The organism is Plantibacter sp. RU18 (assembly GCF_050613355.1).
In the GTDB taxonomy this organism is placed as follows: Bacteria; Actinomycetota; Actinomycetes; order Actinomycetales; family Microbacteriaceae; genus Plantibacter.
Window position 1 is genome coordinate 1,256,720 of sequence record NZ_CP159618.1, and the last position, 19,883, is coordinate 1,276,602.

A 19,883-nucleotide genomic window follows, 5' to 3' on the forward strand; every position below is an offset into this window, starting at 1 on the left:
CATCCAGGTTGGCCCGATGCTGTGCTCACGAAACGGCATGATTCATCCGAATCTTCGTGTTGCTTTTTCGATGTGTCGGCATGTACCACCTTTTCGAAAGAACATCCCAGCCTGCGTTTACTGGGAGCAGCAGGAGGAGAAGTGCGCCGAACATTGCGATGGAGAAGCTCGCGATGCCCATGAGGAAGAAAATCGCCGCGTGAAAGACGATGCCGCTTGGCAATAGGAAGTCCAATGCCGTTGCCGTAGTGGCGCTGGCGGCGCTCGGCGCCAGCAAACTCGCGGCAAGAAACGCGGCTGCTCCGATGCTCGCCAGTCTGATCGACGAAAAACGGTGTGGACTCATGTGGAAACTCCTTCGTGCGCGTGGATGCACCACGGGACAGACGCGAATATCTGGTATTTGAAGATAAACAACATCAAGTACTGCCGTATGTCCTCTTTTGTGCCCACATCGTCGGCGCGTCACCCCAAGCCCGCCACGCAAATACCGCAAACCAAGGGCTCTTCGTTGAATCGAGTCTTGGCCAGAGCGACGTGGTTGGCGCGCTCACCGGCCTGTCTGACACCATCGACGGGAGGGTCCTCGTTGAGGTCGACCGCGTATACATGTACCTCACCGAGAGCGCGCTCGACACCGCGAAGTGCCACCTGAGCGACAGGCTCAGGGACCCGGGTGAGACTCGAGGAGCAGATCAGCTACTCGGGGCCTTCGCCAAAATTGTCCTCGACTGCTTCGAGGTCGGCGATCTCGTCCTCGTCGTAGAGCGCCTCGCGGTCATCCTCGGCGTTGCGCTGGTCGTCGAGGCCGACGTCACCCACAGAGTCGTCGCCACCGATCGGAAGGCTCATGTCAGCAGCGGATGGGCATCACCGAGCAGAGGCAACGGCCCTTCCGCAGGCTCAGGGACCGGGTGCAGCTCGGAGAGTGGGCCGCGGATCAGACGGTCGCCGTCTCGCTCAGCGGCCGGCGTGCTCCACGATGACGGCCTTGATGCGGTCGACGTCGGCGGGGACGATCTCGAAGCGCTGCGGAAGCCCCTCGATGCCCTCGAACGCTGCAGGGCGCTCCGGTTCGGCGCCGAGCGCTTCGCGGACGATCTCGGCGAACTTCGCCGGCAGCGCCGTCTCGAGGACGATCATCGGCACACCCTCGCGCAGGTGGCGGCGTGCGACACCGACACCGTCGGCCGTATGCGGATCGATGGTGATGCCGTAGCGCTCGGAGACGTCGCGGATGGTGGCCACTCGGTCGGCGTGTGTGCTGCGCCCGGAGACGAAGCCGAACTCGCTGATGCGCGCGAACTCGGGGGTGCCGGAGAGGTCGAAGCCGCCGTCCTCGTCGAGGGCACGGAACAGCTCGCCGAGGCGTGAGGCGTCCTGATCGACGAGGTCGTACAGGAAGCGTTCGAAGTTGGACGCCTTCGAGATGTCCATGCTGGGGCTCGAGGTGTGGTGGGTCTCAGCGGCGGAGCGCGGACGGTACACGCCCGTGCGGAAGAACTCGTCGAGGACGTCGTTCTCATTCGTCGCCACGATCAGCTGGTCGATCGGCAGCCCCATCGAGCGCGCGATGTGACCGGCGCAGACGTTGCCGAAGTTGCCGGACGGCACCGAGAAGGACACCTTCTGGCCCGGCCCGTCTGTGGCGAGCAACCAGCCGTTCACGTAGTACACGACCTGCGCGACGACGCGTGCCCAGTTGATCGAGTTGACGGTGCCGATCGAGTGCAGTGCCTTGAAGGCGGCATCCTTCGAGACGGCCTTGACGATGTCCTGGCAGTCGTCGAAGTTGCCCTCGACGGCGAGGTTCACGATGTTGTCGTCCTGCAGGCTGAACATCTGTGCGCGCTGGAAATCGCTCATGCGGCCGTGCGGGCTGAGCATGAGCACGCGGATGCCCTCCTTGCCGCGCATCGCGTACTCGGCAGCGCTGCCGGTGTCACCGGACGTCGCTCCGAGGATGTTGAGCTCCTGCCCGCTCTTCGCCAGCGTGTACTCGAACAGGTTGCCGAGCAGTTGCATCGCCATGTCCTTGAAGGCGAGCGTCGGGCCGTTGGACAGCTCGAGCAGTTGCAGTGGCGCGCCGCCCTCGTCGCCGAGGGTGCGGATGGGCGTGATGAGCGCGGCATCGTCGCCGGGGCGACCGTTCGAGTAGACCTCGGCCGTGTAGGTGCGGCGGGTGATGTCCTGGAGGTCTTCCGCGGGGATGTCGTCGGCGAACTTCGAGAGCACAGCGAAAGCGAGGTCGGCGTAGGACAGTCCACGCCACGATTCGAGCTCGTCGGCGGTCAACTGCGGGTACTCGGTCGGCAGGTAGAGCCCGCCGTCGGGTGCGAGCCCGCCGAGGAGGATGTCCGAGAAGTGCTGGGGCAGGTCGTGGCCCCGCGTCGACTGATAGTGCATGGCTGCTGTCTCTCTCATCCGGTTGGAGGCCCAGCCTCCAACCTTGCCACATCGACGGTCCCCTCGCGCGGGCGTGCCACGACGCGTGGGCGAGCGCTACGCGTGGGCGAGTTCCTCGCGGATCGCGTCGACGAAGGCGTCGATGTCGGCCTCGGTCGTGTCGAACGAGCACATCCAGCGGACCTCACCCTTCGCCGCGTCCCAGTCGTAGAACCGGAAGCGCTCGCGCAGGCGGTCCGCGACGCCTGCGGGCAGCGTCGCGAAGACGGCGTTGGCCTCCGTCGGCTGGCTGAACCCGAGGCCCGGCGCCTCACCGGCCGCGATGAGCGTTTCGAGCGAGGTACGGAGGCGGGCGGCCATCGCATTGGCGTGTGATGCCGAACGCAACCACAGGCCGTCGCCGCCGTCTGCTCCCGGCTCGAGCAGCGCGATGAGCTGCGCCGCACCGAAGCGCATCTTCGACGCGAGCTGCATGTTGAGCTTCCGGAGGTAGATGAGGCCCTCCGAGGCCGAGGGCTCGAGCACGACGATCGCCTCCCCGAACATGAGCCCGTTCTTCGTCCCGCCGAAGGACAGGACATCGACGCCGGAGTCGGTCGTGAACGCGCGGAGCGGTGCGCCGAGCGCTGCCGCGGCATTGGCGATTCGGGCGCCGTCCAGGTGCAGCTTCATGCCGTGACCGTGCGCGTGGTCAGCGATCGCCCGGATCTCGTCCGGCGTGTAGAGCGTGCCGAGCTCGGTGGTCTGCGTGATCGACACGACGAGCGGCTGCGCGCGGTGCTCGTCGCCCCATCCCCACGCCTCGCGGTCGATGAGCTCCGGCGTCAGCTTGCCGTCCGGTGCGTCGACGGTCAGGAGTTTGATGCCACCGACGCGCTCGGGAGCCCCGCCTTCGTCCGAGTTGATGTGCGCGGTCGACGCGGAGATGACGGCGCCCCAGCGCGGCAGCATCGACTGCAGGCCGACGACGTTCGCACCGGTCCCGTTGAAGACCGGGAACACGGCGACGTCGCGCCCGAAGTGCTCGGCGAAGACCTCGTGCAGGCGACGGGTGTAGTCGTCTTCGCCGTACGCGATCTGGTGGCCACCGTTCGCGGCCGCGATGGCGTCGAGGATCTCGGGGTGCACCCCCGAGTAGTTGTCGGAAGCAAAGCCGCGGACGTTGGTGTCATGCAGGGAATCGGTCACTGATCCATCCTCGCGCATGCCGCACGCAGCTTCTGTGCGTCACGGTCCGACTTCCTGCGGCGGCTGACCCAACTCAGGACGGAAGCGGCGTGTCGACCCCGAGCCCCGAGGCTGAGGACGACACGCCGGGCACCTTCCTGAGTTGGGTCACACGGCTTCGTCAGTCGGCGGCGTGACGTGGTCCGTCGGTGGACGGCACGACCTCGTCGGGGACGGCGTCGACGGCTGCTTCGACGTCGGCGTGCGCGCCCGGTTCCGGTTCCACCGCCGGTGTCTCTTGCGCGAGCGCGTGCTCGTAGGCGAGCGCATGGACGGCGATCGAGGACGCGACGACTGCCTGATCGTCGTCGACGTCGGCCGGCCCTGCGACCTCGGCCGGCAGCGGTGCGTCCTGGTCCTCTTCGTCCACGTCCACCAGGTCGAGCACGATCGGTTCGTCACCGTAGATGTCGCCGACCGGGTCACCCGCGAGCGGAGCCGGGGCCGGGAGCTGCTGCTCCGCGTCGAGGAACTGCTTCGCTTCGAAGGCGCCCGGGTTGAAGACCTCGTCGAGCCCGCCGAGCCCGGTCATGCCTTGAGCGCTTCCGAGATCTTGACCCGTCCGCCCATCTTGAGCAGCGAGTTCTCATAGATGCGGGATCCGATCCAGATGACGAACGCTGCGGTGGCGGCGAGGACGAGGAGCGACAGGATCGGCTCCCACCACTGTGCCGAGCCGACGAACAGGCGGACGGGCATGCCCACGGCGGCCGAGAACGGCACGTAGGACATGATCGTCATGACCAACGGATTGTCATTGAAGAAGATGACGGCGAAGTACGGGATCATGATGAGCATCGTAATAGGGGTTGTGGTCGACCCGATGTCCTCTTGACGTGAGACCAATGATCCGGCAGCGGCGAACAGCGCAGCCAGCAGGATGAAGCCCAGGACGAAGAAGATCACGAACCAGACGACCGGCGTGCCGAGGCCCGCGAGCAAGTCGGTCTGGCCGGTGACCGTCAGTCCGATCACCGAGAGCGCCGCTATCGCGAGGATCTGCGCGAACGCCAGGATGCTGTTGCCGAGCACCTTGCCGGCCAACAGCGCCTTCACGGGGATCGCGGACATCAGGATCTCGACGACACGCGTCTGCTTCTCCTCGACCACGCTCTGAGCGATCGACGCTCCGAAGGTGGTTGCGGAGACGAAGAACACGAGTCCGAAGCCGAGCGACACGATGTACAGCAGGAAACCGGCCGAACCGCTGTCCCCGGGGGTGAGCACCGTCACCTGTGGTTGCGCGCTGAGCTGCATGATCAGTGTGTTGGACGCCTCGGTGTCGAAGAGCACCTGGACGCCGGTCGGGTTGTCATCGGTGGCCGGGGCGATCGCCGCCTCCACCTCGCCCGACTTCACGAGCTCCTCGGCGGCTGCGATGTTCGCCACCTCGGTGATGTCGAACGCCTTGCCCTCGATGAGTGAGGAACCGGCGCTGCCGACGACGGCGATCTTCGTCGTCTCCGACGCGGTGTTCTTCGCGAGGAAGCCGCCGACGACGATGCCGGCGAGGATCACGAGCAGCAGGATCCCCGTCGAGATGAGGAAGGTCTTGCTGCGCAGTCGCATCTTGACCTCGCGCTCGGCGACGAGGCCGATGCTCTGGACGAGGCTCGGTGACGCGGGGCCGCTGCGACGGCGGCCTGCGGGCTGGGTCGGGGTCTGCGTTGTGGTGCTCACTGGATGACCTCCTTGAAGATCTGGGCGAGGGTCGGGCGAAGAGGGGAGAAACTGGCGACATCGCCGTGGGTGAGCGCCTCGCGCAGGACGGCCTGCGCCGCTGCTGCGTCGTCGGCGTCGAAGAGGGCGTAGCCGCCGTCGAAGTCGACGACCGAGATCCCGGCGCGTTCGCGCAACCACCCGGTGTCGGCGCTCGTGAGGAGTTCGTAGCGATTGCCGGCGTGTGCTTCGCGGAGCGCGTCGCGGGAACCGGACGCGCGGATCGTGCCCGCGGCGATGATGACGAGGTCGTCGCAGAGGCGTTCGACGATGTCGAGCTGGTGGCTGGAGAAGAGGACGGGTGCGCCACTGGCGGCGAATTCGCTGAGCACACCGACGACGACGTCCACGGCCATCGGGTCGAGGCCGGAGAACGGCTCGTCGAGGACGAGGACGTCGGGGTCGTGCACGAGGGCGGCGGCGATCTGCGCCCGCTGCTGGTTGCCGAGCGACAGGCTCTCGAGCGCGTCGTTGCGGCGCTCGCCCAGGCCGAGGCGCTCGAGGAGTTCACCCGCGTTGTGCTTCGCGGCGTGGGTCGTGAAACCGTGGAGACGGGCGAGGTAGACGAGCTGCTCCTCCACACGCATCTTCGGGTAGAGGCCGCGTTCCTCGGGCATGTAGCCGAATCGGCGACGGTCCTCCGGGGTGAGCGGGGTGCCGTCGAGGGTGACGGTGCCGGTGTTCGCAGCGAGGACGCCGAGCAGGATGCGCATCGTCGTCGTCTTGCCGGCGCCGTTACCGCCGACGAAGCCGGTCATGCGGCCGGGAGCGACCTGGAAGCTGACGTCGTCGAGCACCTTCCGATCGCCGTACGACTTGTCGATGTGGCTGAGTTCGAGCATCGGCCGCCTCCTGTGAGCGTCTGTCCGGCCGCGGCCGGAACCGGACTGTTGCCGGTGTGACGATCACGCTACGGCGGGGCGCTGCCCGCCGGCATCCCCCGCAGGATGGGTTGACACGACGACGCCCGGCGTCCCCTCTCCATCGGATGGGGGATACCGGGCGTCGTCAGCCACAGCCCGGCCCGCTCCCACGAGAATCCCTCCCATGAGAATCCCTTTCCCCTAACTCAGGAAGTGGGCGGCGTGTCGGCCAGCGTGCTCGGCGAGCAGAGGTGACACGCCGAGGCCTTCCTGAGTTGGGGGAGTGGGGAAAAGGGTTGTGGTGAAAACGGGAACGGGAGAGGCGGCGCGGGCGGGGCTGGTCAGGCTGGGCGGGACTCGGGCGAGACCGTCTTCGACGGGTCCGTCACGGCGACCGGGCCGACTGCCGCGTTGATCTGCTCCACCACGAGATCGTCGAGCTTCACCCCGGCAGCCGCGGCGTTCGCCGTGACCTGCTCGGGGCGCGATGCCCCGACGATCGCGCCGGCGACATTGTCGTTGTGCAGCACCCAGGCGAGCGCGAGCTGCGCCATCGTGAGGTCGAGCCCCTCCGCGATGGGCTTCAGCTGCTGGACGGCGGTCAGGACCTCGTCGTCGAGGAAGCGCTTGATGGTGTCGGCGCCGCCCTTCTCATCGGTCGCGCGGCTGTTCTCGGGAAGTGCCGCGCCGGGGAGGTACTTGCCACTCAGCACGCCCTGCGCCACCGGCGACCAGACGATCTGCGAGATGCCGAGCTCACGCGAGGCAGGGACGACCTCCGCCTCGATGACGCGCCACAGTGCCGAGTACTGCGGCTGGTTCGAGATGAGCTGGAAGCCGAGCTCCTTCGAGAGTGCATGTCCTGCCCGCAGCTGCTCTGCGTTCCACTCGCTCACACCGATGTAGAGCGCCTTGCCCGCGCGCACGATGTCGGCGAACGCCTGCATCGTCTCCTCGAGCGGTGTCTCGCTGTCGTAGCGGTGCGCCTGGTAGAGGTCGACGTAGTCGGTGCCGAGCCGCGTGAGTGAGCCGTCGATCGACTCCATGATGTGCTTCCGCGAGAGGCCGACGTCGTTGTGACCCTTGGCCTCGGTGGGCCAGTACACCTTCGTGAAGATCTCGAGGCCGGCGCGACGCTCGCCCCGCAGTGCGTCGCCGAGCACCTGCTCCGCCGCCGTGTTGGCGTAGGCGTCCGCCGTGTCGAAGGTGGTGATGCCGGCGTCGAGGGCGGCACGTACGCTCGCCGTCGCGACGTCGTTCTCCACCTGTGACGCGTGGGTCAACCAGTTGCCGAAGATGATCTCTGAGATCTTGAGTCCGCTGTTACCGAGGTATCGAAATTCCATGCTCGTCACGCTACTCCTCGCGTCCGACGCACTGGCCGCTGTCGGGCGACGCGCAGGGAACATTCAGCCCCTGGGTGCGGCGAGCCCGTGTTCATAGGTGTAGATGACCGCCTGGATGCGGTCGCGGAGCACAAGCTTCTGCAGGACCTTCGACACGTGCGACTTGACGGTCGCTTCGCCGACGAAGAGCTCAGTGGCGATCTCCTGGTTGGACAGTCCCTGGGCGACGAGCTGCAGCACCTCGCGCTCGCGCTCGGTCAACTGCTCGTAATCGCTCCCCGGCGAGGACGCCCGCGGATCAGGGACCGCGGTCGGCAGCTGAGTCGACGCCGACTGCATCGCGAACCCTTCGATCACGCGGCGGGTCACCGCAGGGGACAGGAGTGCCTCGCCGCCGGCGACCACTCGCACCGCTGCGACGAGTTCTTCGGGGGAGGAGTTCTTCAGGAGGAAACCGCTCGCGCCCGCTCGGAGCGCCTCGGCGAGGTAGTCGTCGCGGTCGAACGTCGTGAGGATCAACACTGCAGCCTGCAGCTGCGGGTCGGCGACGATACGGCGGGTGGCCTCGAGACCGTCCATCCCGGGCATCTGGACGTCCATGCAGATGACGTCGGGTGCGAGGGTCGCGGCCAGCTGGACCGCTTCTGCGCCGTCTGCGGCTTCCCCGACGATCTCGAATCCGGGTTGCGAGCCCAGGATGATCCGGAAGCCCGCGCGCAGCAGCTCCTGGTCGTCGACGAGGAGGATGCGGGTCGGCTGTTCGGTCATGCTGGGTCCTTCGCGATGGTGGGGCGAGCTGGGACGGATGTCGGGACCTCGACCGGCTCGGCCGTCGGCGGCGTGTCGGCGGGGGCGTCTGCGACCGGTTCCATCGCCTGATCGCCAGGCGCGCTGAACGGGATGGACGCACGGACGAGGTAGCCGCCACGCGCCCGGGGGCCGACCTCGAGCACGCCACCGGAGGAGGCGACGCGCTCTCGCATACCGATGAGCCCGAGTCCGCCCCGTCTGGCGACCGAGGGGACGGTGCCCGTGTTCGTCACCTCGAGCTCGACGGCGTCATCGAGGTAGCGGAGCCGCAGCTCGGCTGTCGCCGCGGTGCCGCCGTACTTCCGAGCGTTCGTCAACGCCTCCTGCCCGATCCGGTAGAGGTTGAAGGAGACCACCGCGGGGATCGCGACGGGCGTTCCCACTCGTTCGAAGCGCGTCGGCAGGCCGTTCGACGTCGACTCGTCGGCGAGACGGCCGAGCTGCGCCACCCCGACCGTCGAGGGATTGGACGCGTCGGCAGGCTCCCCGTGCGCGCGCAGCGTTCCGAGCATCTTGTGCAGTTCGTCGATCGCGCTCCGGGCGCCGAGCTCGACGTTCGTGAGGGCGTCTCGGGCTGCAGCCGGATTCGCGTCGAGTACCGTGCGCGCTGCCCCTGCCTGCACCCCCATGACCGACACATGATGTGCCACGACGTCGTGTAGTTCGCGAGCGATACGTACCCGCTCCAGCGCGACCGCCTGTCGAGCGGTCCGGGCGCGCTCCTCCTCGAGCTCTCCGGTGCGCTGCTCGAGCGCCGCCCGCTCCCGTGCCGACTGGTACACGCGCTCGCCGAAGAAGTACGCGGCGCCGAAGTACAGGATGTTCGTCAGGATCTGGATGAGGATGAACGCGACCAGCGGCGAGAACAGGCCGACGCGGGACAGTGACGGCAGCGCATCGGGGTCGGTCGCCTGGATGAACATCGAGATGAGCAGCCAGACGAACATGGCCACGATGATGAGTGTTCGGACGAGCATGGCGCGGCGTCGGTCTGGGAGCCAGGCGCCGACCGTGTAGATCGCGAGGAACAGGGCGATGTTCGTGAAGAGCACCTCCGGCACGAGGACCGTGCCGCCGATGATGAACATCGCGGCGACGATGATCGCGACGGTCGACGGGTAGCGGCGCCGGACGGCGAGTGGGAGGGTGATGCCGACGGCCCACAGCACGGACGCCCACATCGGTGCCGGATCAGGGTAGAAGCCCGCGATCGAATAGAGCGTGAGACTCAGCAGGGTGCCGACGAACAACGCGACGGCGAGGACGATGTCCGACCGCAGTTCCGTCGCCGTCGCGTCGGGGCGTCGCCACGTCGCGTCGTAGGGGTCGAGCGGGTCGACGGCCGTCTCCGGGCGCTGATCGGCGGTGGAGGAGCTCATGGCGTCCACGCTAGCGCGGTGCCCGGAGTGTGACATCCGTCGTGCGACGGAGCTGGGAGCGGCACACGACGTGTGCGCGTGGCTCGGTCCGTCGTCGTGTCGATGCGGTCCGGGCTGCGGTGGCCGGATTCATGGTCATGGCCGCGGGACGGCCGGCTCGGCGTCGGCGCGTGCGTACTCGGCGAGCAGCTCGTTCTCCCGCGCGCGGCCGGGGAACCAGATCGCGATGATCGTCGCTCCGACCGCCATGGCGATGATCCCGATGAGGTAGGCCGCCTGTGCGCCCGCGAGGAAGGAGTCGCGGGCAGCGGAGATCACCTGGTCGTGGTAGTCGGGGTACTGTTTCGCGATCTGCTCCGCCCCGGAGAACGACTTCTGCAACTGGCTCGCGACGTCCGGGCCGATCGTCGCTCCGGCACCTTGGGAGGCGTTGGCCGCGGCGACCTGCTTGCCGAACGATGCGGTGTACCCGATGGTGAGCACCGCTCCGAGGAGCGATTGGAGCACCGCCGCGCCGAGGTCGCGCTGGAGGTCGGAGGTGCTCGACGCCATGCCAGCGCGCCGCACCGGAACCGAACCGGTCAGTGCCCGCGACGAGGGCAGACCCGCGAGGCCGGCCCCGATCCCGATGAGGCCGTACGCGACGCCGACCGGAACGACACCCGTGTGGATGTTCCACGTCAGCAGCATCATCGCGAAGCCGGCGAGGGCGACACCGAAACCGAGGAGGAATACGAGCCGGGAGCCGTAGCGTTCCACGAGGACGCCCGAGAGCGGAGCGCACAGGAGCAGCAGGATCGCCGCGGGCAGGATCGAGAGTCCCGCCTCGAATGGTGAGTACCCGAGCACGTTCTGCAGGAACAGTTGGCCGACGTAGATCGCCCCGGTGAGTGAGCCGAACACGATCATGCCGGAGATCGCGGCGACCCAGAAGACGCGACGCCGGGCGATGCGGAGGTCGAAGAGCGGCTCTGCGACGTGCAGCTGTCGCCAGGCGAACACCCCGCCGGCGACGAGCGCCACCGCGATGAAGGCGAGCGCCTTCCCGGCCTGATCAGGCGAGGCGAGCGTATGGACCGCGAACGCGAGACTCGACACGGCGACGACCGAGAGCACACCCCCGAGGTGGTCCACGGGTTGCGTCGACTCGTGCACCCCGGACGGGACGACCGCGATGACGAGCACGACGCTGACGAGCGCGAGCGGGATGGCGACGAGGAACGCGGTGCCCCACGTCGCCCATTCGAGGATCCAACCGGCGCTCAGCGGCCCCATCACCGACAGTGCGGCACCCGCGCCGGACCAGATCGCAATGGCCTGGGTCCGTGCCTTCCCCGACCACAGCGCGGTGATCAGTGACAGCGTGGTCGGGTAGGCGGCACCGGCCGCGATCCCACCGATGAGTCGAGCGAGGACGAGGGCCGGCAGACTCGGGGCGAAGGCGGCGAGGAGCGCAGCCGGGATCGAGACGGCGACGCCGATGAGCAGCATCCGCTTCCGTCCGAAGCGGTCGCCGAGCGCGCCGAGGTAGAGGACGGTGCCCGCGAGCCCGAGCGTGTAGGCGACGGCGACGAGGTTCAGCGCGTCCTGCGAGGCGTCGAACGCGAGTCCGATGGTCGGCAGTGCGACGTTCGCCACGGAGAGGTTGATGTTCGCGACGCCGGCTGCGAGTACCAGCGCGGTCAGTGTCGCTGCCGCGTGCTTCGGTTTCATCGAGAGCGTCGGTGCGTCCACAACTCCTGCAATCCTCGCCGGTCTGTCGGCGCTGGGGCGTCCTCCCGGGCGGGCGCCACGGCGTGCGCTCATTCTGGAGGAGTTGTGCACGCGGGCGCTAGGCGAGTGAGATCCGGGTTTGGCAGCGTTCCGCGTCGCGCCGCCTCCGTCTTCATCGTCGCTGGTCGACGACTCGCGTTGCAACACTCGTCATGAAGCTGACGGCTTCAGAAACGATGAATGTAGCCAGAGGCTTCATTTTATGACAATGAAGCCATATGCTTCATTTTATGGACCAGTCAATCGCGATGATCGTCGACATCTCGCGTTCGAAAGAGCACGCGGATCGGATCGCTCTGCAGCGCATGGTCGAACAGACGCTCGACCGCGCGGGACGCATCGTCTCTCCGAGACAGCCGTTCACCGCTACGGTCGGCGACGAGTTCCAGGCCGTCTTCGATCGGCTCGGGCCAGCGCTCCTGGCGACGCTGCTGGTGCGACTCGAGCTCCCTGCGGGCATCGAGTGCCGTTTCGGACTGGGGTTCGGCGAAGTCCGGGACATCGGCACCGGACCGACCGGAGCCTTGCAGGACGGGTCAGGATGGTGGGCGGCCCGCGCGGCGATCGAACGCGCTCGTGCCCATGAGTATGCCAAGCTCAGCGAAGTGCGCACGTGGTTCGTCGCGGCAGACGAAGCCTTGGACGCGCCGCACCAGGGTCTCGTCAACGCGTACCTGCTCGGGCGCGACCATCTCGTGGGCGCCATGTCGGATCGTGGTCGTAGGCTGCTGCTCGGCAAGCTGCTGGGGCAGTCACAGAAGCGCCTGGCCCAGCTCGAGGACGTGACGGAATCAGCCGTGTCGCAGACGGTACGAGCGCAAGGAGTGCTCGCCGTCGTCGAAGGGGAGAAGCTCATGAGGGAATCGCTCGGATGACGGCTGTCGCTGCCCTCCTGTTCACCATCGGGGTCTCCGACATCGTCCGGCTCGCCGTCGGCGTAACGCTCCGCTGGCGATCAGCACGGTTGCTCGCCGGTGTGCTCGGCATCGTCCTCGGCGCGCTCTTCGGCTTGCTCGGGGGTCTCGGAGCGTGGGCGGTCGTGGTGATCTTCGTGCCCTTCTGGTTGTTCACGACCCGACCCGGCAGCAGCCGACGTGCCTCGGTGGCGATCGTCGGTCTGCTCGGTCTGGCGATCGTTGTGCTCCTCGCGGTCGGAGCGGCGGTCCCCAAGCCCGCGGGGCCCTTGTCTGACTGGTACGCGACGTTGCCCTACGCCGGCCTGACGTCGATCCCACTCGAGACCGTCGCCATCGTGGGCGCAGCTGCCGTCTTCCTCATCGAGTCGGCGAACGTCGTCGTCAGGCTCGCGCTTGCTCCGATCACGGCGCAAGCCGAGGCGCCGGACGAGACGCCCGGACGGACGATGTTGTTCCAGAGTCCCGAGGATCTGCTCGAGCTCCCGTTGCCCGGAGGACGCCTCATCGGCCCGCTCGAGCGCATCCTCATCCTGTCGCTTGCGCTCGCAGGACAGTTCACCGCGATCGGCGCCGTGGTCGCTGCGAAGGGGATCATACGGTTTCCCGAGATATCACGCGACACGGTCGGCGGATCGAAAGCCGAGTTCTTCATCGTCGGGAGCCTCGCGAGCTGGGTCCTCGTCGCAGGCGCCGTCAGCCTCGCCGTGCTGGCCACGGGGTGACGACTCCTGATGCGGTGATGAGACCTCGGTTCGGCAGCCTCAGCGCGGACGGACGGGCTATCGCATCTCGCGAGGCCACGGGATGATGAGGGGAGTGGCGGACCGGAGCTCCGCGGCAGACGGGGGTCACGACATGGACGAGCGCAAGGACACGGCGCAGTTCGCAGGGATCGGCGTGGCGCGCACGCGGCGACCACGGTTCGGTCGTCTGCTGGGGGCGACCATCGGGCTCATCGCTGCGATCGTGCTCGCCGGTTGCACGACCGGCACCGGCCCGGATCCGACCTCCTCGTCCGCAGCCGACGCCGCGAACGCCGCCGACGCCGCGAACGCCGCGCTCGCCGCGGACATCGCCGACGTGCTCCAGGCGACGATCGACGAGACCGGCGTGCCCGGGATCGCCGTGTCGTACATCGGTCCAGACGGGACGGTCGCGGTGCACTCCGGGGTCGCGACCCTCGACGACGACCCCTCCGACGACTTCAGCGGAGACACCTTCGCGTATCGCAGCATCACCAAGTCGTTCATCGTGACGATGATCCTGCAGCTCGCCGACGCCGGCGCGCTCACCCTCGACGACCCCATCGAGCAGTACGTCCCCCGCATTCCTCGCGGCACCGAGATCACCCTGCGTCAGCTCGCGGGGATGCGTTCAGGGCTCCCGAACTACTCCGCCAGTGAGGCGTTCCAAACGGCGTTCGCCGCAGATCCGACCCGGGAGTGGACCGACGCCGAACTGCTCGCGACGGTGACGCCACTGCCGCTCGACTTCGAGCCGGGGGCGCGGTTCGAGTACTCGAACACGAACACGGTCCTGCTCGGACTCGTCGTCGAGGCGCTCGACGGTCGGCCGTGGGCGGACTCCGTGCGCGAGCGCATCACCAGCCCGCTCGAGCTCGCCTCGGTCGCCTATCCCGTCGGTCCCGCGATGGCGGATCCTGCAGCGACCGGCTACCAGCTCGGCGAGCCCGACGGCGAGTCCGCTCCTGACGCCGAGGAGTTGCCGGCCATCCCGTTCAGCGGTTTCTCCGCCGCCGGAGGGCTCGCGGGCACGGTGGAGGACCTCGCTCGGTGGGCCGAGGCACTCGGCGGGGGCGTGCTCCTGAACGGGCCGACTCAGGCGGAACGGATCGCGACCCCTTCTGATCCGAAGGAGGACGTCAACGCGCCGTTCTACGACGCGTACGGTCTCGGCATGGGCGAGATCGACAGCTGGTGGGGGCACACCGGCAACGGTCTCGGCTTCCAGGCGCTCGCGATGCACGACGTCGACACCGGCCGCAGTATCGCCATCGTGTTGAACGCGACGAGCATCGACCCGGACCTCGCGGCGCACATCTTCCAGAAGCTGCTCCCGCTGCTCGGATGACGGTGCGGGGTCGCCCGTCGGCAGGTACGGCGGACACCCTCACGGTGCCCGCCGAACCCGCTGAGGCGACTAGGCGGCCGAGCGACCCGTGATGCCCACGGTCGACGCGATCACGTCGGTCATCTTCTTGCCGAGCGCCTCGTAGAACATCGAGAGCGGGAACTCGTCGTCGAGCACCGCATCGGTGAGGCCACGCGGCGGACCGCTCAGGACCTCGTCCGAGAGGCCGCGAGCCCACAGCGAGGCGGGGTGCGGCGTGAGCGTCGTCGACACGAGCTCGTAGGCGGCGAGCCAGTGCGCGATCTTCGGCCGGTCGATGGAGCGCCAGTAGAGCTCGTCGATGCTCTCACCGAGCGCGACGACGACGTCGGGCACCTCGTCCCAGTCGATGGTCAGCCGGGTGTCCGTCCAGTGCAGCACGCCGTGCTGGTGCATCCACGCGAACAGCAGTTGGCCGCCGAGTCCGTCGTAGTTGCGCACGCGGGAGCCGGTGATCGCGAAGCGGAAGATGCGGTCGAAGATGATGGCGTACTGGACGAGCTTTGCGTGCTGCAGGATCGCCGCATCCGCTTCGTCGAGCGCCTCCGTCTCCGCGCGAGCGGTGAGGCTCCGTTGCAGTCGCACCGACTCGCGGAACGCCGTCAGGTCGCACCGCAACTCTTCGAGCGAGTACAGGAAGAACGGCATCCGCTGCTTGATCATGAAGGGATCGAACGGGAGGTCGCCGCGCATGTGGGTGCGATCGTGGATGAGGTCCCACATGACGAAGGTCTCCTCGGTGAGCTGCTGGTCCTCGAGGAGTGCTGCGGCGTCCGCAGGGAGGTCGAGCTTCGTGATGCCCGCGGCCTCGCGGACGACCCGGCGGTATCGTGCGGCCTCGCGGTCTTGGAAGATCGCACCCCAGGTGAACGCGGGGATCGCTCGCATCGCGACGGTCTCGGGGAAGAGTACGGCGGAGTTCGTGTCGTAACCGGGCGTGAAGTCGATGAAGCGGATCGGCACGAACAGGGCGTTCGTGTACTCGCCGGCTTCGAGTGCGGCGATGAACTCCGGCCAGATGACCTCGACGAGGACGGCCTCGATGTGGCGGTCGGTGGAGCCGTTCTGCGTGACCATCGGGAACACCACGAGGTGTCCGAGGCCGTCGACGCGGTGCTGCTCGGGGTGGAAGGCGACGAGCGAGTCGAGGAAGTCGGGCACGCCGAAGCCGTCAGCCGACCAGCGCTGGAAGTCGGCGACGAGGGCGTCGAGGTACTCGGCGTCGTGCGGGAAGTGCGGAGCGAGTTCGCGGACCGAGGAGGCGATCGTCGCGACGTGCTCGGCGGCGGTGGCATGGTCGCCCGCGTCGGGGATCGATCCGTCCTTCACCTGGACGGCCTGCAGGGCGACAGCCGCTGCTTTGAGGTCCAGCCACGCCGGGTGCGAGACGAGGAGGTGTGCGTCTTCGACGACCTCCGGCTCTCCGACGATGCTCTTCGTGTTGGTGATGGCGACGTTCGACATGGTGAACCTCCTTCCGCGTGTGCAGGGATGCCGCGCCTTCAGGGTGAAGAGCGATCCCTTCGAGCGTAGAGCCGGAGCAGGCGGAGTTTTCTTGTGTCAGGAGCGACTTCTCTGCAACATTCGGCCGTTGGCGCTGCGGAACTGCACGGGTGCCGAGGCCCATCGGTGAGGCGATCAGCTCCGCAGCCACCAGGAAGAGCCACGACTGGGCTTCGCCGCGATCGTGCGCCATGGCAGCAGGCGCGGCTCTGGATGCCGAAGGCGGTGCGCGAGTCGGTGCCGGCGACGGGCGTCACATCGATGAGGACGGCGCCGGAGGTCGGGTGGTCGAGGCCTGCGGCGATGTGGAGGAGGCTGGGCCGCCCGGGATCGAGACTCGAAACGTCCGCTTGTGTCGTGGGCGCCCGCTACCAGCGGTCGAGCTGGGCGAGCGCGACGTCGAGGATGGCGACGGCTTCCTCGCGGTTCACCCGCGCCAGGAGGAGGGCGCTGACCGAGAGCGAGGTGAGCAGCCGTGCCTCTGCGGCGAGTTCCTCGGTGTCGGCATCCGGCCTCGAGAGGGCGAGTGCGTCGGAGACGGCGCCGGTGAGCTCTGCCCGGTAGCCGTCGACCACCTGTCGCAGGGCATCGTCGTGACCGGCGAAACCGGCTGCGCTGTTGAGGAGGAGGCAGCCGCGCCGGGGCGAGTCGTCCGGCAGTGTCGCGATGACGGTCTGAACGCCTGCGAAGTAGACGGCGAGGCCGGCGCGCCCGTCCGTCGCGTGGGCGAGGATCGCGAGCCGCGGGCGGATGACGGTGTCGAGGTAGTCCTGCACGGCGGCATCGAACAGGCCGCGCTTGCTCTCGAACGCGTGGTAAAGGCTGGATCGGCGCAGTCCGGTCGCCTCTTCGAGGTGAGCCAGGGAGGTCGCTTCGAAGCCTCGGTCCCAGAAGACGTCGCGAGCCGCTTGGACGACGGCGACCGTGTCGAATTCCTGCGTGCGTCCCATGGCGTCCTCCTGGTGGATCGGGCTCATTCGGAACCGGGGTTGTGAACCGAACGTTCTACTATTATAGTAGACCTATCGGTACAGAAATCGCCAGACCTGGTGAACGGAGACCGAACCACCGGAAGGCACGTCAATGCTCGTCGTCAGTCTGATCCTCGTCGGCATCGCCGCCCTCATCCACGTCTACATCTTCGTCCTGGAGTCGCTCCGCTGGACGGAGCCTGCCACCCGCAAGACCTTCGGCACGAGCGAGCTCGAGGCGGAGACCACTCGGGGCCTCGCCTACAACCAGGGCTTCTACAACCTGTTCCTCGCGGTCGGCGCTATCGTCGGCATCATCTTCCTCGTCGCCGGAGCGACCGGGATCGGAGCGGCACTCGTGTTCGCCTCCGCCGGGTCGATGCTGCTCGCGTCCCTGGTCCTCGTCACCTCGGACCGCACCAAGGCGCGCGCGGCTGTCGTCCAGGGGGCTGCCCCGGCGCTCGGCGTCATCATCCTCCTCATCGCCCTCGCGATCTGAGGCCGGGCGCCCACTCGGGCGTCCCGATCCGTTCGCAACCCGACGTCGTGCTGCGCCCTCCCCACCGAAACACCGCTCCATGGAAAGGCATCACGTGAACACTCCCGCGCTCAGCACCCAGATCCAGCTCGTCGCCCGCCCCAACGGCTGGCCGACCGAGACCGACTTCCGCACCGTCTCCGTCGAACTGCCCGAGCTCGCGGACGGCCAGGTCCGCGTCGAGAACGTCTTCCTCTCCGTCGACCCGTACATGCGCGGTCGGATGAACGACGTCCGCTCCTATGTCGCGCCCTATCAGCTGGGCGAGACGATGACCGGTGGCGCGATCGGCCGCGTCGTCGAGTCGAAGGCCGAGGGCTTCTCAGCCGGCGACGTCGTCCTCCACCAGTTCGGTTGGCGAGACGTCGTCCAGGAGGATGCCGCCGGCTTCCGCGTCGTGCCAGAGCTGCCGGGCGTCCCGCTGTCCGCCTATCTCGGTGTCCTCGGCATGACGGCACTCACGGCCTACGTGGGTCTGCTCGAGGTCGCGAAATTCCGTGAGGGTGACACCGTGTTCGTCTCCGGAGCGGCCGGTGCGGTCGGCACGATGGTGGGGCAGATCGCCCGCCTCAAGGGCGCGAAGCGGGTCATCGGTTCGGCCGGCACCGCGGAGAAGGTCGCCCTGCTGACCGAGAAGTACGGCTACGACGCCGCATTCAACTACAAGGACGGCCCTGTTGCGCAGCAGCTCGCATCGGCCGCCCCCGACGGCATCGACGTGTACTTCGACAACGTGGGTGGAGAGCACCTCGAAGCCGCGATCGGCGCCTTCAACGACGGCGGGCGCGCTGCGCTGTGTGGTGTCATCTCCCAGATCAACGACACCGAGAGCGCCGAAGGACCACGGAACCTCTCGAACATCGTGACCCGGGGCCTCACGCTCACGGGCTTCACGGTCGGCAACTACGTCCAGCACTTCCCGGCGTTCTCGGCCGAGATGGGCGCCTGGCTCCAGTCCGGCGACGTCGTCTTCGACGAGACCGTCTTCGAGGGGATCGACCACACGCTCGACGCGTTCCTCGCGCTGATGCGCGGGGCCAACACCGGCAAGATGGTCGTCAAGCTCTGACGTTCCCCGGTTCGTCCGCCCACATGTGGGCGACGCGCGGTTCGCTCGCCCAGATTCGGGCGGACGAACCGCGCGTTGCGGTCACACGGTTGCGAGGACGCCGGCGGCGGCATCGATCCGTGCCATCGCCAGCCGTTCGGCCGCTTCCAGAGTGGTGATGCCCTCCGCGGCCGCATCACGGTAGATGGACTGCACGGTCCGACCGATCGCGGCGACACGGTGCTCGATGGCTGCGGCGTCGGCTCCCGGCTCGGAAGCCATCGCGAGGTAGATCACACCTCCGGCGTTCGCGACGAAGTCCGGTGCCCACAGGATGCCGCGCTCCTCGAGCGTGACGGCGTCCGCACGTGTCGCGAGTTGGTTGTTGGCCGCCCCGACGACCGCGCGGCAACGCAGCTGGCCGATGATGCGGCTGTTGATCGCACCGCCGACACCGCACGGGATGAAGAGGTCGGTCTCGACGAGGTGCTCGTCGCCCGGCTCGATCCAGCTCGCACCGATCTCCTCGGCGAGAGCACGCTTGCGCGGGTCGACGTCCGTGACGATGAGTCGTGCACCCTCGGCGGCGAGACGCCTCGCGAGACGGCCGCCGACCTGGCCGAGGCCTGAGATCGTCGCGCGGTGCCCGGCGACGAGTGGGGTGCCGAAGACCGTCTCCAGGGTCGCCGTGACCGCCGCGTGGACGCCGGCAGCGGTCGCGTCGCTCGGCTCGCCGACGCCGCCGCGGTCGGCGGGCAGCCCGCTCACGTTGTTCGTGCGCTCGGCGACGACGGCCATGTCCTCGGCGGTCGTCCCGACGTCCTCGGCGGTCCGGTACGAGCCGCCGAGTGCTTCGACCGCGTCACCGAGGTCGAGCATGGCGTCGCGGCGCTCGTCGGCGTCGAGGCTGCGCCCCATCGGCAGGTGGATGACGGACTTGCCGCCGCCGTGCGCGAGGCCGGCCGCCGCGTTCTTCATCGTCATCCCCGCCGCGAGTCGGAGGGAGTCGTCGACGGCGTCGAGCCAGTTCTCGTACTTCCAGAGTCGGGCTCCGCCGAGCGCCGGGCCGAGCGTGGTCGAGTGCAGGGCGACGCTGATGGTCAAGCCCGATCGTGGACCGCTCGTGATCGAGAGGCGTTCGTGGGGAAGGGTGGTGCTGTGCATCGCGTCGCTGGACGCGACGGGGTCGAATGACGCCATCGTCGGATCTCCTCGTGGGTGATTGGTGCGGGCTCCTGGTGGGAGCGGAGACC

Annotated in this window: 19 protein-coding genes; 5 read left to right on the plus strand and 14 right to left on the minus strand. The window is 68.0% G+C overall.

All coding sequences use genetic code 11. From position 1 onward, the window contains the following. Positions 1-25 precede the first annotated feature (25 nt). From ABMA10_RS06155 to ABMA10_RS06205, 11 genes are all read right to left on the minus strand, one after another. The gene (locus tag ABMA10_RS06155; protein ID WP_347867034.1) at positions 26-346 is read right to left on the minus strand and encodes a hypothetical protein; all 321 of its coding nucleotides are present in this window, start codon (positions 344-346) and stop codon (positions 26-28) included. Between the two features lie 353 nt (positions 347-699). After that, on the minus strand, positions 700-852 hold the full coding sequence (locus ABMA10_RS06160) for a hypothetical protein (RefSeq protein ID WP_347867033.1): 153 nt from the start codon (positions 850-852) through the stop codon (positions 700-702). A 108-nt stretch (positions 853-960) separates the two neighbouring features. Next, the gene (gene thrC / locus ABMA10_RS06165) at positions 961-2,406 is read right to left on the minus strand and encodes a threonine synthase (RefSeq protein ID WP_347867032.1); all 1,446 of its coding nucleotides are present in this window, start codon (positions 2,404-2,406) and stop codon (positions 961-963) included. Between the two features lie 96 nt (positions 2,407-2,502). Then, positions 2,503-3,612, minus strand: a complete 1,110-nt coding sequence (locus ABMA10_RS06170; RefSeq protein WP_347867031.1) for a threonine aldolase family protein — start codon at positions 3,610-3,612, stop codon at positions 2,503-2,505. Positions 3,613-3,754: 142 nt separating this feature from the next. Beyond that, complete coding sequence (locus tag ABMA10_RS06175; RefSeq protein ID WP_347867030.1) at positions 3,755-4,165, minus strand: hypothetical protein; 411 nt, start codon at positions 4,163-4,165, stop codon at positions 3,755-3,757. Beyond that, entirely contained in the window at positions 4,162-5,313 is a 1,152-nt protein-coding gene (locus ABMA10_RS06180) for an ABC transporter permease (RefSeq protein WP_347867029.1), read from the minus strand. Before ABMA10_RS06180 ends, ABMA10_RS06175 begins: the two co-directional genes overlap by 4 nt. Next, entirely contained in the window at positions 5,310-6,194 is an 885-nt protein-coding gene (locus ABMA10_RS06185) for an ABC transporter ATP-binding protein (RefSeq protein WP_347867028.1), read from the minus strand. The genes ABMA10_RS06180 and ABMA10_RS06185 overlap by 4 nt, the downstream gene beginning before the upstream one ends. Before the next feature lie 362 nt (positions 6,195-6,556). Then, positions 6,557-7,561 (minus strand): aldo/keto reductase family protein, encoded by a 1,005-nt coding sequence (locus ABMA10_RS06190; RefSeq protein WP_347867027.1) that lies wholly within the window; start codon positions 7,559-7,561, stop codon positions 6,557-6,559. A gap of 63 nt (positions 7,562-7,624) precedes the next feature. Then, a complete protein-coding gene (locus tag ABMA10_RS06195) occupies positions 7,625-8,329 on the minus strand; it encodes a response regulator transcription factor (protein WP_347867026.1) in 705 nt (234 codons plus the stop codon). After that, positions 8,326-9,750: a sensor histidine kinase gene (locus tag ABMA10_RS06200; RefSeq protein ID WP_347867025.1), complete on the minus strand. Its 1,425-nt coding sequence runs from the start codon at positions 9,748-9,750 to the stop codon at positions 8,326-8,328. The genes ABMA10_RS06195 and ABMA10_RS06200 overlap by 4 nt, the downstream gene beginning before the upstream one ends. A 135-nt stretch (positions 9,751-9,885) precedes the next feature. Continuing rightward, positions 9,886-11,463, minus strand: a complete 1,578-nt coding sequence (locus ABMA10_RS06205; protein WP_431031301.1) for an MFS transporter — start codon at positions 11,461-11,463, stop codon at positions 9,886-9,888. A gap of 290 nt (positions 11,464-11,753) precedes the next feature. Between ABMA10_RS06205 and ABMA10_RS06210 the strand changes: the two genes are divergently transcribed. The 3 genes from ABMA10_RS06210 (at position 11,754) to ABMA10_RS06220 (ending at position 14,531) form a co-directional block, all read left to right on the plus strand. Beyond that, a complete protein-coding gene (locus ABMA10_RS06210) occupies positions 11,754-12,398 on the plus strand; it encodes a SatD family protein (RefSeq protein ID WP_347867023.1) in 645 nt (214 codons plus the stop codon). Continuing rightward, a complete protein-coding gene (locus ABMA10_RS06215) occupies positions 12,395-13,162 on the plus strand; it encodes a hypothetical protein (RefSeq protein ID WP_347867022.1) in 768 nt (255 codons plus the stop codon). The genes ABMA10_RS06210 and ABMA10_RS06215 overlap by 4 nt, the downstream gene beginning before the upstream one ends. A 133-nt stretch (positions 13,163-13,295) precedes the next feature. Further along, positions 13,296-14,531: a serine hydrolase domain-containing protein gene (locus ABMA10_RS06220; protein WP_347867021.1), complete on the plus strand. Its 1,236-nt coding sequence runs from the start codon at positions 13,296-13,298 to the stop codon at positions 14,529-14,531. A 69-nt stretch (positions 14,532-14,600) separates the two neighbouring features. Here ABMA10_RS06220 and ABMA10_RS06225 read toward each other — a convergent pair whose 3' ends face one another. Both ABMA10_RS06225 and ABMA10_RS06230 read right to left on the minus strand, forming a co-directional pair. Beyond that, on the minus strand, positions 14,601-16,034 hold the full coding sequence (locus tag ABMA10_RS06225; protein WP_347867020.1) for a DUF6421 family protein: 1,434 nt from the start codon (positions 16,032-16,034) through the stop codon (positions 14,601-14,603). Between the two features lie 407 nt (positions 16,035-16,441). Beyond that, positions 16,442-17,023 carry a TetR/AcrR family transcriptional regulator gene (locus ABMA10_RS06230; RefSeq protein ID WP_431031302.1) on the minus strand — a complete coding sequence of 194 codons (582 nt, stop codon included), beginning with the start codon at positions 17,021-17,023 and terminating at the stop codon, positions 16,442-16,444. A gap of 133 nt (positions 17,024-17,156) precedes the next feature. Between ABMA10_RS06230 and ABMA10_RS06235 the strand changes: the two genes are divergently transcribed. Both ABMA10_RS06235 and ABMA10_RS06240 read left to right on the plus strand, forming a co-directional pair. Then, complete coding sequence (locus ABMA10_RS06235; protein ID WP_347867018.1) at positions 17,157-17,543, plus strand: DUF1304 domain-containing protein; 387 nt, start codon at positions 17,157-17,159, stop codon at positions 17,541-17,543. Between the two features lie 94 nt (positions 17,544-17,637). After that, positions 17,638-18,651 carry an NADP-dependent oxidoreductase gene (locus ABMA10_RS06240; RefSeq protein ID WP_347867017.1) on the plus strand — a complete coding sequence of 338 codons (1,014 nt, stop codon included), beginning with the start codon at positions 17,638-17,640 and terminating at the stop codon, positions 18,649-18,651. 81 nt (positions 18,652-18,732) lie between these two features. Here ABMA10_RS06240 and ABMA10_RS06245 read toward each other — a convergent pair whose 3' ends face one another. Continuing rightward, on the minus strand, positions 18,733-19,830 hold the full coding sequence (locus ABMA10_RS06245; protein ID WP_347867016.1) for a Glu/Leu/Phe/Val dehydrogenase family protein: 1,098 nt from the start codon (positions 19,828-19,830) through the stop codon (positions 18,733-18,735). Positions 19,831-19,883 lie beyond the last annotated feature (53 nt).